This window comes from Blautia fusiformis, from assembly GCF_020686995.1.
Classification (GTDB): Bacteria; Bacillota; Clostridia; order Lachnospirales; family Lachnospiraceae; genus Blautia_A; species Blautia_A fusiformis.
Genome location: NZ_JAJEPT010000005.1, coordinates 96,473 through 112,376, shown reverse-complemented (window position 1 = coordinate 112,376; position 15,904 = coordinate 96,473). Strand labels below are relative to the sequence as shown.

16 protein-coding genes are annotated in these 15,904 nt (G+C 44.1%); 3 read left to right on the top strand and 13 right to left on the bottom strand.

All coding sequences use genetic code 11. The features are described 5' to 3' along the window. The first annotated feature begins 85 nt into the window (after window positions 1-85). Entirely contained in the window at window positions 86-1,072 is a 987-nt protein-coding gene (locus LKD46_RS06190; protein ID WP_227573935.1) for a 2-hydroxyacid dehydrogenase, read from the top strand. A gap of 82 nt (window positions 1,073-1,154) precedes the next feature. Here the strand turns inward: LKD46_RS06190 and LKD46_RS06185 are convergent, their stop codons facing one another. Beyond that, window positions 1,155-1,691 (bottom strand): ribonuclease domain-containing protein, encoded by a 537-nt coding sequence (locus LKD46_RS06185; RefSeq protein ID WP_173722150.1) that lies wholly within the window; start codon window positions 1,689-1,691, stop codon window positions 1,155-1,157. Window positions 1,692-1,694: 3 nt separating this feature from the next. Beyond that, window positions 1,695-2,540: a deoxyribonuclease IV gene (locus tag LKD46_RS06180; protein WP_173760463.1), complete on the bottom strand. Its 846-nt coding sequence runs from the start codon at window positions 2,538-2,540 to the stop codon at window positions 1,695-1,697. 348 nt (window positions 2,541-2,888) lie between these two features. Between LKD46_RS06180 and LKD46_RS06175 the strand changes: the two genes are divergently transcribed. Further along, window positions 2,889-4,013 (top strand): CapA family protein, encoded by a 1,125-nt coding sequence (locus tag LKD46_RS06175; protein ID WP_431833221.1) that lies wholly within the window; start codon window positions 2,889-2,891, stop codon window positions 4,011-4,013. 102 nt (window positions 4,014-4,115) lie between these two features. Here the strand turns inward: LKD46_RS06175 and queA are convergent, their stop codons facing one another. The 8 genes from queA to LKD46_RS06135 form a co-directional block, all read right to left on the bottom strand. Continuing rightward, a complete protein-coding gene (gene queA / locus LKD46_RS06170; RefSeq protein ID WP_015525215.1) occupies window positions 4,116-5,141 on the bottom strand; it encodes a tRNA preQ1(34) S-adenosylmethionine ribosyltransferase-isomerase QueA in 1,026 nt (341 codons plus the stop codon). 2 nt (window positions 5,142-5,143) lie between these two features. Next, a complete protein-coding gene (trmD, locus tag LKD46_RS06165; protein ID WP_015525216.1) occupies window positions 5,144-5,896 on the bottom strand; it encodes a tRNA (guanosine(37)-N1)-methyltransferase TrmD in 753 nt (250 codons plus the stop codon). Next, window positions 5,897-6,403, bottom strand: coding sequence for a ribosome maturation factor RimM (gene rimM / locus LKD46_RS06160; protein WP_021652567.1), 507 nt, complete (start codon window positions 6,401-6,403; stop codon window positions 5,897-5,899). A gap of 59 nt (window positions 6,404-6,462) precedes the next feature. Continuing rightward, on the bottom strand, window positions 6,463-6,693 hold the full coding sequence (locus LKD46_RS06155) for a KH domain-containing protein (RefSeq protein ID WP_021652566.1): 231 nt from the start codon (window positions 6,691-6,693) through the stop codon (window positions 6,463-6,465). Between the two features lie 55 nt (window positions 6,694-6,748). Then, window positions 6,749-6,994, bottom strand: coding sequence for a 30S ribosomal protein S16 (gene rpsP / locus LKD46_RS06150; RefSeq protein ID WP_015525220.1), 246 nt, complete (start codon window positions 6,992-6,994; stop codon window positions 6,749-6,751). Between the two features lie 45 nt (window positions 6,995-7,039). After that, window positions 7,040-8,392: a signal recognition particle protein gene (gene ffh, locus LKD46_RS06145; protein WP_021652565.1), complete on the bottom strand. Its 1,353-nt coding sequence runs from the start codon at window positions 8,390-8,392 to the stop codon at window positions 7,040-7,042. Between the two features lie 3 nt (window positions 8,393-8,395). Then, window positions 8,396-8,719, bottom strand: a complete 324-nt coding sequence (ylxM, locus tag LKD46_RS06140; protein WP_015525222.1) for a YlxM family DNA-binding protein — start codon at window positions 8,717-8,719, stop codon at window positions 8,396-8,398. Between the two features lie 183 nt (window positions 8,720-8,902). Further along, window positions 8,903-9,898: a uroporphyrinogen decarboxylase family protein gene (locus LKD46_RS06135; RefSeq protein ID WP_021652564.1), complete on the bottom strand. Its 996-nt coding sequence runs from the start codon at window positions 9,896-9,898 to the stop codon at window positions 8,903-8,905. Window positions 9,899-10,098: 200 nt separating this feature from the next. Between LKD46_RS06135 and LKD46_RS06130 the strand changes: the two genes are divergently transcribed. Further along, window positions 10,099-11,637 (top strand): PucR family transcriptional regulator, encoded by a 1,539-nt coding sequence (locus LKD46_RS06130; protein ID WP_110104265.1) that lies wholly within the window; start codon window positions 10,099-10,101, stop codon window positions 11,635-11,637. Between the two features lie 23 nt (window positions 11,638-11,660). Here LKD46_RS06130 and LKD46_RS06125 read toward each other — a convergent pair whose 3' ends face one another. The 3 genes from LKD46_RS06125 to LKD46_RS06115 all read right to left on the bottom strand — a co-directional run bounded on the left by LKD46_RS06125 (window position 11,661) and on the right by LKD46_RS06115 (window position 15,547). Next, window positions 11,661-12,485 (bottom strand): TrmH family RNA methyltransferase, encoded by an 825-nt coding sequence (locus LKD46_RS06125; protein WP_015525223.1) that lies wholly within the window; start codon window positions 12,483-12,485, stop codon window positions 11,661-11,663. Window positions 12,486-12,616: 131 nt separating this feature from the next. After that, complete coding sequence (locus tag LKD46_RS06120; RefSeq protein WP_015525224.1) at window positions 12,617-13,423, bottom strand: alpha/beta hydrolase; 807 nt, start codon at window positions 13,421-13,423, stop codon at window positions 12,617-12,619. 315 nt (window positions 13,424-13,738) lie between these two features. Next, the gene (locus LKD46_RS06115) at window positions 13,739-15,547 is read right to left on the bottom strand and encodes a Na/Pi cotransporter family protein (RefSeq protein ID WP_044962146.1); all 1,809 of its coding nucleotides are present in this window, start codon (window positions 15,545-15,547) and stop codon (window positions 13,739-13,741) included. Window positions 15,548-15,904 lie beyond the last annotated feature (357 nt).

Sequence of the window (15,904 nt, the reverse complement as noted above, 5' to 3'; positions counted from 1 at the left end):
TTATCGTTTTTCCCACTTTCCAAATTCCTACTATTATGGTATTATTTTTTCGGAAAATAATTATTTCCAGAGAGGAGCAACGATTATGAAAATTTTGTTTTATGACACCAAGAGCTACGATAGGGAATTTTTTGAGAAGCTGCTTCCATCTTATCCAGGTATTGAAATTAAATTCATTGAAGCAAATATCCATGAAGAAACCGCAGCTCTTGCCCACGGCTACGATGCCATCTGTGCATTTGTAAATGCAGATCTCGGCGCACCGGTCATTGAAGAACTTCACCGCCAGGGTGTAAAACTGATCCTGATGCGCTGTGCCGGATACAATAATGTTGATCTGGAAACTACAGCAAAATGCGGGATCCAGGTGGCACGTGTTCCCGGTTATTCTCCGGAAGCAGTTGCCGAACACGCCATGGCACTGGCTCTTACCGCCAACCGGCACACCCACAAGGCATATATCAAATGCCGTGAAAATAACTTTGCACTGAACGGTCTCATGGGCGTTAACTTTTATCAGAAAACAGCCGGAATCATCGGCACCGGAAAAATCGGTCAGGCAATGGCAAAAATCTGCCGCGGCTTTGGCATGAAGGTAATTGCTTATGATCTTTTCCCTAATAAAAATCTTGACTTTCTGGAGTATGTTTCATTGGACGAACTCCTTTCCACCAGTGATCTGATCAGTCTGCACTGTCCGATGACTCCGGAAACAGAGCATCTGATCAACTCCGAAACGATTGCAAAAATGAAAGATGGTGTGATCCTTGTAAATACCTCCAGAGGCGGACTGATCAAAACCGATGACCTGATCGCAGGTATCCGTGATCACAAATTCTTCGCCGTTGGTCTGGATGTTTACGAAGAAGAATCTGCATATGTATATGAAGACATGTCAAGCAGCATTCTTCCTACTTCCACGATCCAGCGTCTTCTGTCCTTCCCAAATGTAACCATAACCTCACATCAGGGATTCTTTACGGTAGAAGCACTGACCAATATTGCGGAGACAACCCTGGAAAACGCAAAAACTTTTATGGATGGAGCTGAAATGAAAAATCTGGTCCACTGATCAGTCTCAGACCTGACATGCAAAATCCCCCGGATACTGATCGTTTATCTGTATCCGGGGGTCTTATTTTGTTCTTTTGATTTTAATAGATCTCGTCAAAAGACTGTCCGTCATCGTCTGTGTAATAAATGCGCTTTGCATCCTGAGTGAAGATCAGCTTCTGTTTCCCTGCATCATCAAGGCTGCACTGCTGATAGGTTACGCCATCCTCTACCGGAAGCATACTGTCTGCATTATCATAGTCTGCAGCAGTCAGATTGGAGGGTACATGGCCATACTCATAAATATACTGGGCCACTTCATCTTTATCTGTATAAGTGCCATTTTCATCCAGTTTCTTTTCGCTCTGCGAGTCTGCTGCATCCGATGAATCGGACCCATCTGTATCTCCTGCTCCTGCAGCATTTTCAGAATCCTGCAGCTGCTCCAGGTCGCTTTCATCAGCTACTGCCATCTCATCGTCACCATTCTGGTCCATGGCCTCCACTTCATCCTCACTCAGAGGTTCCAGGTCATCCTGAAAAGCGGATTCGTCGTATTTTTCCTTATCTTTGCAGCCTCCCAGCATCACTGCCGCCACCCCCGTAACCACCAGGATAAAATATCTGAACTTTTTCATGGATCAATCTCCTTTCATGGAATATCGTTCTCGTAAAAGTGCAATTTCTCTTTTCCATCCTTCATCATCATTTGGTGTCTCCAGAATAAAGGGAATTCCCTCAAGAGCCGGATGGCACACCACATTCACAAGTGCATCCAGGCCGATCTGACCTTCACCGATCTTTGCATGACGATCCTTATGACTGCCCAGTCCGTTTATACTGTCGTTAAGATGAACAGCCTTCAATCTGGAAAGGCCGATCACCCGGTCAAACTCATCAAGAACACCATCCAAATCATGGACAATATCATAACCGCCATCCCATACATGACAGGTATCCAGGCAGACACCCAGTTTATTATTTTTTTCCACCCTGTCAATGATATCACGAAGCTCCTGAAACGTTGCTCCTACTTCTGAACCCTTGCCGGACATAGTTTCCAGAAGGACGGTCGTACTCTGTTCTTCTGTAAGGACATCATTGAGAATTTCCGCAATTTTGGTAATTCCCATCTCAGTTCCCTGCCCTACATGACTGCCCGGGTGAAAATTATAATAATTTCCCGGTGTATATTCCATACGTTTCAGATCATCTGCCATGATCTCTCTTGCAAAATCTCTCAGATTTTCTTTTGCGGCACAGGCATTCATGGTATACGGTGCATGTGCCACCAGCTTTCCAAAATGATTTTCCCTGGAAAGCTCCAGAAATCTTTCCACATCTGCGGGATCGATCTCTTTTGCCTTGCCTCCTCTGGGATTTCGGGTAAAAAAAGCGAACGTATTTCCGCCGTTTTTCAGCATCTGACGTCCCATGGCAGCATAGCCTTTGGACGAACTTGTATGATTTCCGATATATAATACCATATCAGCACCATCTCCCTGTAGTTTATATTTCTGCCTTTTGGCCTAATTATTATATCAAAAACTTCTTTTTCTGAAAAGTCCGCGATTCTTTCTTTACAATACTTACCATTCTTTCTATAATAAAGATATCTTTACATACGAAGGAGAAAAAGAATGGCAAACGACAATCGAAGGCGGCCGCCTCATGGCCATGATCCGGAGCAGGCACGCAGAGAAGCCGCCAGAGCACAGGAAGCACGGCGGAAGCATTCTGGTTCTGCATCCCGTAATTCCCGTTCACATTCCACTGGGACTCGCAGGAATGACATCAGCAAAAAATCCAGATATTACCAGGTACGCCGTCAGAAAATGTTTCTTGCAGCTGGCGGGATCCTGATCATACTTGTTCTTGTGATCATTTTTTCCGCACGTGCATGCATTTCTTCCCGGAAAGCTGCAGAAGCCGCCGCTTTGCAGAAGGCACAGGAAGAGGAGGCCGCAAAAAAGGCAAAAGAAGAAGCTGCTGCTGTGAAAGATCCCGTTTCACTGACGCTCAGCGTAGTCGGGGACTGCACGTTGGGTACCGATGAGACCTTTGATTATGACACAAGTCTGAACGCATGCTACGATAACAACGGCAAAGATTATTTCTTTAAGAATGTAAAAAGCATCTTTGAGGCAGATGACCTGACAATTGCCAATTTTGAAGGAACCCTCACCGATTCCGATGCCAGAGAAGATAAAACCTTTGCATTTAAAGCACCTGCCGAATATGCTCAGATACTCACCAGCGGTTCCGTTGAAGCCGTAAACACTGCAAACAATCACAGCCACGATTACGGAGAGCAGAGCTACACGGATACTCTGACTGCTCTGGACAATGCGGGCATTACACACTTCGGTTATGATGATACTGCAGTTATGGACATCAAGGGAATCAAAGTTGGTCTTGTCGGAATTTACGAACTGAAGGATCATCTTGGACGCGAACAGCAGCTGAAAGATAATATCGCAAAGGTCAAAGCAGATGGAGCAGAGCTTATAGTTGTGATCTTCCACTGGGGCAATGAGACCGAAACAGTTCCCGATACCAATCAGATGACCCTTGGCCGTCTTGCTATCGATGAAGGTGCAGATCTGGTATGCGGCCATCATCCGCACGTACTCCAGGGAATCGAAACCTATAAAGGAAAAAACATCGTCTACAGTCTTGGCAATTTCTGTTTTGGAGGAAACAGTTCTCCAAGTGATATGGACACCATGATCTTCCAGCAGACCTTCACTGTCACCTCAGAAGGCGTACAGGCTGATAACGTGACCAATATCATTCCCTGTTCTATTTCTTCCGCAGATGGCTACAACAATTATCAGCCAACTCCTGCATCCGGAGATGAGGCATCCAGGATCAAATCCAAGATAGAGGAACGCAGTGCTGCGATTCCTGCCGCGGATTCTTCATCCGCTACATCGGAAGGCTCTGACAGTGAAGAATAAATAGCATAACAAAAAATAATATCCCAACAGATCCTGTAATAATGCATGTTTCCATGCTGCGATCCGTTGGGATATTATTTATATAAAAAGTAATTTTAAATCTTATTCGATCATCATGGCATCCCCGAAACTGAAGAAACGATATCTTTCCTTCACAGCTTCTTCATAAGCAGCCATAATATGTTCTTTTCCGGCAAGGGCTGAAACTAACATCAGAAGCGTGGACTCCGGCAGATGGAAATTAGTGATCAGTCCATCGATAGCTTTGAATTTATATCCAGGATAGATAAAGATCTCTGTCCATCCGCTTCCGGCCTTCACGATTCCATCCTCTCCGGCTGCGGACTCCAGGGTACGGCAGCTGGTAGTTCCCACAGAAATCACTCTTCCGCCGTTTTTCTTTGTATCATTGATCAGTTTTGCCTGATCTTCTTCTACAATATAAAACTCCGAGTGCATATGATGCTTTTCTACATCATCCACCTTTACCGGGCGGAAGGTTCCGAGACCTACATGCAAAGTTACATGTGCAATATTCACACCCTTCTCCTTTACTTTCTCAAGAAGCTCCGGCGTGAAGTGAAGTCCTGCGGTAGGTGCGGCAGCAGATCCCTCATTCTTTGCATATACAGTCTGATAACGGTTCTTATCCTTCAGCTTGTGGGTAATATACGGCGGCAGCGGCATTTCTCCCAGCTGATCCAGGATCTCTTCGAAAATCCCCTCATAATGGAACTGGATCAGACGGTTTCCCTCATCTACAATATCAATGATCTCACCCTTCAGGATACCGTCACCAAAAGTGATCTTTGCACCAGGACGTGCTTTTTTTCCCGGCTTTACAAGACACTCCCAGATATCATTTTCGCGGCGTTTCAGAAGCAGGATCTCGATCAGCGCTCCTGTCTCTTCCTTGTGACCATAAAGACGTGCCGGGATAACCTTGGTATCATTGATCACAAGACAGTCTCCCTTATGCAGGTAATCCAGTATATCGGTAAAATGACGATGTTCGATACTTCCATCTTTCAGGGACAGATGCATCAGTCTGGAAGAACTTCTGTCCTCCAGCGGATCCTGAGCGATCAGTTCCTGTGGCAGATCATAATAAAAATCTGATGTTTTCATAATTATTTTTCCACTTCCTCTTTCCACTGTTTGCGAAGCCTGCGGACCTCGTTCCACTCTTTGTTGGTCAGATCAGCTTTTGGTAAAAGATCCGGCCTCCATTTGGCTGTACGGATGATAGACTGCTCTCTTCTCCATTTATCCACATTGGCATGGTGTCCGGAAAGCAGCACCTCCGGAACCTTTTTGCCATGCCATTCCTCCGGGCGGCTGTACTGGGGATACTCCAGAAGATTCCCGGAAAAGGATTCCGTCTCACCGGATTCCTGATTATTCAGAACACCTGGTACCATTCTGGAAATAGAATCCATCATGACCATAGCCGGAAGTTCTCCACCGGTAAGTACATAATCACCAATGGAAACATAGTCTGTTACGATTTCTTCCAGAACACGCTCATCAATTCCCTCATAATGACCACAGAGGAAAACCAGGTCTTCTTCCAGGGCAAACTCTTTTGCCATATCCTGATTGAAGGTTTTTCCCTGAGGAGTCAGAAAGATCACGCGGGGTTTCCTTCCAATACGTTCTGCAATGGATTCATAAGACAGATATACCGGCTCCGCCTGCATCAGCATTCCGGCTCCGCCGCCATAAGGATAATCATCTACCTTCTGGTGCTTATTGAATGCAAAATCCCGTATATTGATCGCTTCCAGTGATAACAGTCCCTTTGTAATGGCACGACCTGTAATACTTGTGTTCATTCCGTTCTCGATCATTTCCGGAAATAATGTAAGTACATGATAATTCATTTAAACAAGCCCTTTCATCAAATGTACAGTCATGGTATTTTTTTCCACATCCACATCAAGAACACAGTCATGGATCGCAGGAAGCAGGATTTCCTCGCCATCCATACGATCTACAATATAAACATCATTGGCGCCGGTCTCCATCACATCACGGAGCACTCCGAATTTCTCCCCATTCTCCAGAAGTACCTCCATTCCGATGAGATCCGCCACATAATATTCGTCCTCGCCAAGCTCCTGTGCCTCTTCACGTGGGATCCAGAGCTCACGGCCCTTATACATTTCAATATCATTGATGTTGTCAATGCCTTCAAACTTCAGGATCGCAAGATTTTTAAAAAACTTTACATTCTGAATATTCAGTCTGCGAAGCTCTTTTCCTGTATCCAGAAGCACATATTCAATATCAAGAAAACGCTCTGCGTCATCCGTTGTCGGAAAAACTTTTACTTCACCACGGACGCCATGGGTCGTTGTAATAACTCCTACCTTTAATAAATCTTCCATTTTTGCTCCCTTTCAGAGTAAAAACAGGAGCCATGGAATCCACAGCTCCTGTCTCTTTTTCATTGCAGAATATCTACAATCACTTTTTTGCTGCTTTTTGAAGAAGCCGCTTTCACAACAGTACGGATTGCCTTGGCAATTCTGCCCTGTTTTCCGATAACCTTACCCATATCGGCCGGTCCGACCTTCAGTTCAACAACAATCGCGTCGTCTTTTTCAGTCTCAGTAACGACTACTTCATCCGGATTTTCAACAAGAGATTTTGCAATTACTTCTACAAGTTGTTTCATTACATACCTCCTTGCTCCTGCCTCATTGAGGCCACAGATCCAAATCTGTCAGGTATTATTTCTCGATTCCGGCAAGTTTAAGAAGCTTAGCAACTACCTCTGTAGGCTGAGCACCAGCTGCAAGCCATTTTTTTGCTGCCTCTTCATCGATTTTGTATACGCTTGGGTCAAGGTTCGGATCATATGTTCCGATCTCTGCGATGCATCTTCCGTCACGTTTGCAGCGGGAATCTGCTACTACGATTCTATAGAAAGGTGCTTTCTTCTGTCCCATTCTTCTTAATCTGATCTTAACTGCCATTTTTGTTTTCCTCCAATTATCTTTCTGAAAATTTATTGTTATTTATTAAAAGGGAAGCTTAAAGCCGCCTCTTTTTCCCATATTCATCTTGCCGCCTGTTAATCCCGGCATCTGTTTCATCATCTTCTTGCTCTGCTCAAACTGCTTCACAAGACGATTTACTTCTGTAATATCCACTCCGGCGCCTCTGGCGATACGGTTCTTGCGTGAGATGTTCAAAATGTTGGGGTTACTTCTCTCCTGAGGTGTCATGGAAAGAATGATGGACTTGGTACGGTCCATAGCCTTCTCATCGATCATACCCTCGATATCCTTCATCTTACCGCCCATTCCGGGAAGCATGTTCAGGATACTGGAAATACCACCCATCTTGTTCATCTGCTCCATGCTGGTAAGATAATCATTGAAGTCGAAGTCCATTTTCTTCAGCTTCTTTTGCATCTCCTGAGCCTGTTCCTGATCCACAGATGCTTCCACCTTCTCGATCAGACTCATTACATCGCCCATTCCAAGGATCCTGGAAGCCATACGTTCTGGATAAAACTGTTCCAGATCTGAAAGCTTCTCTCCCATACCAACATAGAAGATCGGTTTGCCGGTCACGGCTTTAATGGAAAGCGCAGCGCCGCCTCGTGTATCACCGTCCATCTTAGTCAGGATCACACCATCAATGCCGACTTTATCAGAAAAGTTCTGCGCCACATTTACTGCATCCTGTCCTGTCATGGCATCAACTACAAGCACTGTAGCATCTACATTCACATTCGCTTTGATATCCTCAAGCTCCTGCATCATATCCTCATCAATGTGAAGACGTCCTGCTGTATCGATGAGCACAACATTCTGCTGATTGGATTTCGCATGCTCGATAGCTGCTTTTGCAATATCCACGGGATTCTGCTTATCTCCCATGGAAAAGACCTCGACGCCCTGTTTCTCACCGTTTACCTGCAACTGTGTGATCGCTGCCGGACGGTAAACATCACAGGCCACAAGCAGTGGTTTCTTTCCCTTGGATTTCAGTTTGCCTGCCAGCTTGGCAACCGTCGTTGTCTTACCTGCACCCTGAAGACCGACCATCATAAGAACGGTAAGATCCATTCCCGGTTTGATCGGAAGCTCTGTTGTCTCACTTCCCATCAGGTTGACCAGCTCATCATTTACGATCTTGATCACCATCTGTCCCGGATTCAGACCATTCATAACATCCTGTCCGATAGCCTTTTCCTGAACGGATTTCGTAAACTGCTTAACGACCTTAAAGTTAACATCCGCTTCCAGAAGCGCCATCTTAACTTCCTTCAGTGCTACCTTGACATCAGCCTCTGTGAGACGGCCCTTGCCCTTCAGCTTCTTAAATACATTCTGCAGTTTATCTGTTAAACTCTCAAATGCCATTGATCATAACTCCTCTAATATCACATTGGAAATCGCCGCAATATCTTCGGCGTGGTACTTGTCAGCCAGTTCATGGATCTTTATGACCTGACTGCGGATGTTCAGGAATTTCTCGACCAGATGAAGCTTCTCTTCATATTCTTCCAACGTCCGATTGCACCGTCTGATCATATCATGCACACCCTGTCTGCTGATGCCAAGTTCCTCAGCAACCTCACTTAAGGAATAATCCTCAAATACCACACTGGTGTACACCTGCCGCTGCCTCTCTGTCAGAAGCTCTCCATAAAAATCAAATAAAAATGTCTGCTCTACAAATTTCTCCATCTGTAATCACCTTGGCTATCATACACGATTCCGGCACACCTGTCAAGGGTTTTTGCTTTACAATTTTATTTTTTCCTGAATTTCACAAAAAAAGGCCGGAAAAGCACTTTTCTGCTGGGTTTTGCAGGCTTTTCCGACCTTTGTTATTCTATTTACCTCTTATTAATAAGTCTTATGCTTCGATCAAAACATTTCCTTTGTCATTTTATCGATTTCCTTATCCACTGCCTCATATACACCTGGGATACATGAGAAATTCAGGCCATGAGTGGTGCACGGAATAAAATAAAGCTTACCACAGTCTCTGCAAAGCTGATCTGTTGACTCTTCGATCATTTCCTGATTCCAATCAAAGCGATCTACTTTACCGTTATCGATACCACCCATAAATGTGATATCTTTTCCATATTCTTTGATCAGCTTCGGAAGATCATTAACAGACATACAGCCCTGCCATACATCAATTCCCATCTCGATCATTGTCGGAACCAGTGTTGCACTGTAGCTGTCATTATGGTGGATGATCAGTTCAACACCATGATCATGGTAATATCCGTAAATACGTTTGTAAGAATCCATAAAGAACTCACGGAACATATCCACACTGATAAATGTAGACTTCTGTGTTCCCCAGTCATCATGATGGAAGACAACATCCGGTTTCATATAGGTGCAGACCTGCTCTGCCCATTTCAGTTCCCACTCTGTAATATATTCGATCAGTTCATGCATGGCTTCCGGCTCTTCGTAGAAATTGATCATGGTATTCTGGATCTCACAGAGATAATGGCACATCTCAAAAACTCCAGGTGCAACCATTGCAGTAACCATGGTTTCATTCCGGTCAATTCCGGCAACTGTCTCCTGGCATTCTTTCCAGTCCTCTGCCGTGTAGTTGATGTCCGGTGCCTTTACATATTTTTTCCACTCTGCGACGTCCGGACATACCAGATGCTCCGGATCATGGAGCGGAAACGCTCCCGGTGTTCCTGCAGGCCAGGAATTATAATATCCCCATCCGCATTTTACTGTTGGTGCACCAGGTCCTTCCGGCATCATAGGATACTTCGTCTGATATGGAGTATTCAGAACAAATGTCAGTCCCTCATACTGTTTTACAAAACGATCCGGATTTCCTCCGCGGATCACTTCCAGCATATTTTGTCTTTTTGTTAACATAAACGCACCTCCTCTACGTTATTATGCAGGAAAGCCTTTTTTCCGCACTTGTTTTGCCACACCCCAACATAAAAGGCTTGTTTCTGCACTTGTTTTTTCCTTATGATTCTATTATACTGTAAATCAAAAGAATCACAATTCCACATAATATGGCTATTATTCCTGTTTTTTCCTACAAAATATAGGAAGGAGGATTTTCCTTGAAACTCAGTGCAAAACTCATATGCTATCACCTGCAGAAATCATTTTCCATGCATACATCCAGGCTGGATACATCCCCCACCCTTTCCTGCCCTTCCTGCTTTGAAAAGAACACCGTTCTTCAGGATGGACGTGTTTACCTTATCACAGATCCGGATTTTCAGCTCACTTTTCATCATCCCCAAAATATTCTGTTCCTGATGATTGGAAAAATCTATCAGAACTACGAATTAACTCAGCCAAACATGTGTATCATCCCTGAAGATATTCCAGTCAATATTGTCTTTAACAGGATTCAGGATATTTTTATCCTCTATGATCAGTGGAATCAGTCCCTGATGGATTCCCGTCTCCGGAACGCATCTATCCAGGAGCTTCTGGATCTTACAGCTTCCATTATTCCCAATCCAATGATGCTGATCGGTATGGATTTTACTATCATTGCCTCCAGAGACTGGAATCTAAGTGATCTTTCCAATTCTGTTTTGGGTTCCACTGAAAATTCCTGGGCTATTGTGGACAGCCTGAAGCAGGATCCTCATTACGAAGAGGCTTTTTATAAAACCGGATATTTTTATTATCCGGGAAATGGCCTTACTGCTCCTTCTCTTTGCGTAAATATCTCCAATAATGATAAAGCAGTATACAGGCTGATGTTTTCCGAAGGTGAGGTTCCCCTGGATGATACGTTTGGTTTTGTTCTGGAGTACCTTTCCCAGATGGTATCCCATGCACTTTCTACAGGAATCATGCACAGCCGGGATAAAGCTTTTCCTCTGCATCAGATTTTTATGTCCATTCTGACTGATCCCGGAGCTGATTATGTAAAAATCAGTCAGCAGCTGACAAATGTGGGATGGCTTTCTTCCCATATGTATCAATGCATCCTGATCCAGACCGGACTGATCGACCAGAAAAATCTGACCCTTAATGCCATCTGTAACTATCTGGAAAATACAATTCCTGCCACCTGTGCCACGGAACATAAAGGCAATGCTGTGCTTTTTATCAATCTGGATCTCTGCACTCTGACTATCCATGAGATTTCCGATAAGATCGAGGGCTTTATCAAAAGCAGCATGTTAAGCGCCGGATACAGCCGGAAGATGCTTGGACATTTCAATTTCCACCGGCAATACACGCAGGCTTCTGTTACCCTGCAGGTTGGAAAACGCAAAAATCCCGCAGAAAGTATCCACTATTTTGACTCCATCGCTCTGCCCTATATTCTGGAACAGGCAACCAGAAAGCTTCCTGCTTACATGGTCTGTCACGAAAAGCTTCTGTCAATGAAATATAAGGATGAGGCAAAGCAATCTCATCTCTATGAAACACTGCGTTGTTTTCTGGAGCACAACCAGAACATTTCTCATACTGCCAGCGCTTTATTTATCCACAGAAGTACTCTTCTTTATCGTCTGGATAAGATCAAAGCTTTTCTGGATTCAGATCTTACAGACAGAAACGAGATCCTGTATCTGTTGCTTTCTTTTCATCTGATGGATATGGAAGAAGAAAACCGGAATGCAAGATCATAAAAAACGGGAACTCTCTTAAATATTTAGCGTTTTCCCAGCTGCCAAAATGCAACTGCACTGGCTGCCGCCACATTCAGTGAATCCACACCGTGTGCCATTGGAATACATACTGTATAATCACAATCCGCAATGGTCTCCGAAGCAAGGCCATCCCCCTCTGTTCCAAGAACTACTGCCAGTTTTTCTTCTGCCATCAGATGAGGATCATCAATATCAAAGGAATCCTCCCTAAGAGCCATGGCTGCCGTCTTAAATCCCATCGCTTTCAGAGACCGGATTCCTTCCGTTTTCCACTCTGTTTTTTCATCAAAAAATGTCCATGGTATCTGGAATACGGTTCCCATGCTGACACGGATCGCACGGCGGTACAATGGATTGCTGCACCCCGGTGTCAGCAGCACCGCATCCATCCCAAGAGCCGCCGCAGAACGAAAGATCGCGCCTATATTAGTAGGATTTACCACATTTTCCAGAACTGCGATCCTGCGGGCATTTTTGCATACATCGACTATATCAGGAAGCGCCGGCCGGCGCATTGCACAGAGCATTCCTCTTGTCAGCTTGAATCCAGTCAGCTGCGTCAACACATCAAATTCTGCCGTATAAACCGGGATGTCTCCACAACGACGGATCAGTTCTTTTGCCTCACCCTCAACATGTTTATGTTCCACCAGAAAAGAAATCGGCTGGCACCCGGAATCCAAAGCTCTCTCAATAACCTTCGGGCTCTCCGCAATAAAGATCCCCTTCTCCGGTTCTGCCCGGTTCAAAAGCTGTATCTCCGAGATCCTGGCATATACATCCAGCTCCGGAGCGTTGAAATCTGTGATTTCTATGATATTTGACATGGTTATTTTTCTCCTGTTCTGTCTTCTTGTTTTCATCCTGCTATTGTAACAGAATCTCTTTGCAAAAGAAAGCCAGGTGCTATATGTTTCCACCTGGCTTTGCTGCTACTTGTAAAACAATTTGTTTATATTCAGATTCTCACTTCCATCCACCGGATCATATCCCCGATCACTTCATCTTTACAATACTCATTCAGGATCTCATGAAAAAGTCCGCCGTAGATCTTCATCTGCTTGTCTTTTGATCCTGCTTCTTTAAAGAAATCATAGGTATCCTGTACACTTACCAGACCGTCTTTCTCGCCGTGTGTCATAAGGACCGGATAATGGAACTCTGCTTTTTTCTCTTTGAACCAGTCAAGTCCGTCGCAGATCGCATAGCATAACCCCGCTGTAAAGGACTGTTTATTGTATGGATCTTTTCCGTACCAGTCTACCACTTCCTGTACAGAGCATACACCTGAACCCAGCTGATTGGCAAGGCGCGTATGTACATCCATTTCTCCCGGCACACCACGTATCAGATTGCCGTTATCTGCGGTCAGCGCACCACTGGTAATGATCCCCCGGAGTTTTTTGTCCGGATATTTGGCTCCGTACAGAGAAACCGTAAATCCGCCCATGCTGTGTCCCAGAAGAAATACCGGGATATCCGGATTTTCCTCAATTGCCATATCCACAACTACGTTGGTGTCGTCCAGAAGCTCATTGAAATCTGAATAAAAAGTCTCTTCACCTTCAGACCGTCCATGTCCTCTGTGATCAAAACGATAGGTTCCGATTCCCGCCTCATGAAGTTTTTCCGCAAAATAATCGTACCTGCCCTGGTGCTCACAGAGTCCGTGGACAATCACGATCACCGCTTTATTGTCTGCTGCTGTTTCTTTTTTCAGATACAGTTTCGTTCCGTCAAACGATGTGATCATACTTTCACCCATAATAAAACCCTCCCTTTTCTTTCTGCGAGATACATATCCCCATTATATGTCTCACGCTATCTGATAGGTTTATCATATCATGAAATCTGTATTTTGATAACCCCTATTACTAATTATCAGCAATTATATGATTTTTACAAAAAGTAATGAAAAATAGAGGAGTGACATATTTTGTTCTCTGAACTATAATCACCTCAGTACAAAGGGGCTGTCGCACTAAAAAATTAGTGCGACAGCCCCTTCTTTTTTCATTGTTAGGGCAAATCCCTAACAAAAACGGCAACGGAATATCTACATTTCCGCTGCCTGAATTTCTTATTCTACTTCTTCCGGCTCCATGCTGAGCATATGGCCTTCCTGATTTCCAATATCATATTTCTGTCCGTATTCCTTGAAATACTGGTAGTAGTCCGCACTGTTTGTGGGATAGATCTTGGAATCGTGAATATGAAGATCAGATCCTGTCTCTCCGCTCTTCATAAGTGCCACCATAGCACTTGCACAGTGAGTTGCGATACGACAGAAACTGTTAAGGATATCACTAAATACCGTTCCCTCTTCCAGTCCGCATTTGCCCTGGCTCAGTCGCTCTGCATGACGCATCTTCAGTACATCACAAAGTCCTGTGATCACAGCTCCGAGAGGTGCTACTCTCTGTGCCATTTCTTTATCATCTTTCATGAAAGCATTGCAGGTTATATTGATATCCTCACGAACTGCCTCCATAACAACATTCAGCTCATCCCAGGCTTCCTGTGAAAAATTCGTATGGTTATCATGCATTTCATTGGACATATGAGCAATGTAAGAAGCATGATCACCGATACGCTCAAAGTCATTGATCGTATGCAGATACAGTGAAGTCTGTCTTGTCTGTGCAGAATTCATCTCTCTCTTTGTCAGCTGGATCAGATACTCTCCTAGACGACTTTCATACTTGTCGATCAGATCCTCTTTTCGCTGAACCTTATCATACTTATCCTGCTGATAATCATTCAGAAGATTCATGGCTCTGTTGACATTCTTACGGAGCTTCTTGGACATTCCGTTCATTACACGGTGACACTGTGCGATAGCAAGGGCCGGGTAATTCAGAAGACGCTCTTCCAGAAGATCAAAGTCTGCCTCATCTTCCAGATCTTCTTTGTTATCCTTAACAAGCCAGCATACCAGCTTCTCGATCTTTGAAATAAACGGGAACAGCACGATAACCGTTGCCAGACGGAAAACTGTGTTCAAAAGTGCGATCGCTACCGGTGTCATGGTCATATCCATAAATGTAAAATGTACAAACGCATTCACGGTATAAAAGATCACAGACCAGAGAATCAGACCAAACAGGTCATTGATCAGATATACAAGAGCCGTTCTTTTACCGTTCTTATTTGCTCCGATGGCTGAGATCAGAACTGGACATGCAGCACCAACACCGATACCAAGAACGATCGGAAATGCACTTGCAAATGTCAGGATACCGGTTACGGAAAGAGCCTGGAGCACACCGACTGTTGCAGACGCACTCTGGAGTACCGCAGTAAAAGCGATACCTACGAGAATACCTGCGATCGGATTGGAAAACATAGTCAGCATCTTGATGAACATCGGACTCTCACGCAATGGAGATACCGCACCACTCATCATCTGCATACCTGTCATCAGGATCGCAAAACCAAGCATGATATTTCCCACGTTCTTATGTAAGGTACGCTTACAGAACATACGGAAAATAATACCAACTACAGCCACAACAGCAGAAATAGTTGCTGTGGAAAGAACACTAGCGATTCCATTAGATCCTTCAATATAAGAAAGACATAAGATCCAGCCAGTAATACTGGTTCCGATATTGGCTCCCATGATGATACCGATCGCCTGTTTCAGTTTCATCATACCGGAGTTTACAAAACCGATCACCATAACTGTCGTCGCAGAAGACGACTGGATCACACTGGTAACACCAGTACCAAGTGCGACACCCTTCAGCGGAGTATTGGTCATCTTATAAAGAAATGCTTCCAGCTTATTACCTGCTGCCAGCTTCAGACCATCGCCCATTAGGGACATACCAAACAAAAATAATGATACTCCACACAACAAAGATAAGATCATTGAAAAAATTGCCATAATTTTCTCCTTTGTCATACTCGCTTCCTGTCATAACCTGTCAGGAGCCATGTTATCCTGAAAATGCGACTTTACATTTCCTTAATCTGGATTTTTCTTATTTTTAACATTTTCCCATTTATTATGCCACATCAATTTCCATATTACAACAACAGATTTATTTCGAAAATAAAAAAATTCGAAGGCAGCGGATTATCTTCCAAAACTCTGCCCTCGAAATGGGGATTTTTGAGTGATTTTTCACAAAATTTTCTATTTTTCCAGGCGCATCAGCATATCATCCAAAATATCTTCCAAATACCCTCCCGTTGTTTTTTCCCCTTCTTTTTTTATCTGGAGCATCGCTTTCAAATCTTC

Excerpts from the sequence above, each read along its gene's own strand:
- ylxM (WP_015525222.1), bottom strand. The coding sequence starts at position 8,719 with ATGGAGAAATTTGTAGAGCAGACATTTTTATTTGATTTTTATGGAGAG.
- ffh (WP_021652565.1), bottom strand. The coding sequence starts at position 8,392 with ATGGCATTTGAGAGTTTAACAGATAAACTGCAGAATGTATTTAAGAAG.
- LKD46_RS06175 (WP_431833221.1), top strand. The coding sequence starts at position 2,889 with ATGTTTCTTGCAGCTGGCGGGATCCTGATCATACTTGTTCTTGTGATC.
- rimM (WP_021652567.1), bottom strand. The coding sequence starts at position 6,403 with ATGGAAGATTTATTAAAGGTAGGAGTTATTACAACGACCCATGGCGTC.
- trmD (WP_015525216.1), bottom strand. The coding sequence starts at position 5,896 with ATGAATTATCATGTACTTACATTATTTCCGGAAATGATCGAGAACGGA.
- LKD46_RS06155 (WP_021652566.1), bottom strand. The coding sequence starts at position 6,693 with ATGAAACAACTTGTAGAAGTAATTGCAAAATCTCTTGTTGAAAATCCG.
- LKD46_RS06190 (WP_227573935.1), top strand. The coding sequence starts at position 86 with ATGAAAATTTTGTTTTATGACACCAAGAGCTACGATAGGGAATTTTTT.
- LKD46_RS06180 (WP_173760463.1), bottom strand. The coding sequence starts at position 2,540 with ATGGTATTATATATCGGAAATCATACAAGTTCGTCCAAAGGCTATGCT.
- LKD46_RS06185 (WP_173722150.1), bottom strand. The coding sequence starts at position 1,691 with ATGAAAAAGTTCAGATATTTTATCCTGGTGGTTACGGGGGTGGCGGCA.
- LKD46_RS06125 (WP_015525223.1), bottom strand. The coding sequence starts at position 12,485 with ATGTCAAATATCATAGAAATCACAGATTTCAACGCTCCGGAGCTGGAT.
- LKD46_RS06115 (WP_044962146.1), bottom strand. The coding sequence starts at position 15,547 with ATGGCAATTTTTTCAATGATCTTATCTTTGTTGTGTGGAGTATCATTA.
- LKD46_RS06120 (WP_015525224.1), bottom strand. The coding sequence starts at position 13,423 with ATGGGTGAAAGTATGATCACATCGTTTGACGGAACGAAACTGTATCTG.
- rpsP (WP_015525220.1), bottom strand. The coding sequence starts at position 6,994 with ATGGCAGTTAAGATCAGATTAAGAAGAATGGGACAGAAGAAAGCACCT.
- queA (WP_015525215.1), bottom strand. The coding sequence starts at position 5,141 with ATGAAAACATCAGATTTTTATTATGATCTGCCACAGGAACTGATCGCT.
- LKD46_RS06135 (WP_021652564.1), bottom strand. The coding sequence starts at position 9,898 with ATGTTAACAAAAAGACAAAATATGCTGGAAGTGATCCGCGGAGGAAAT.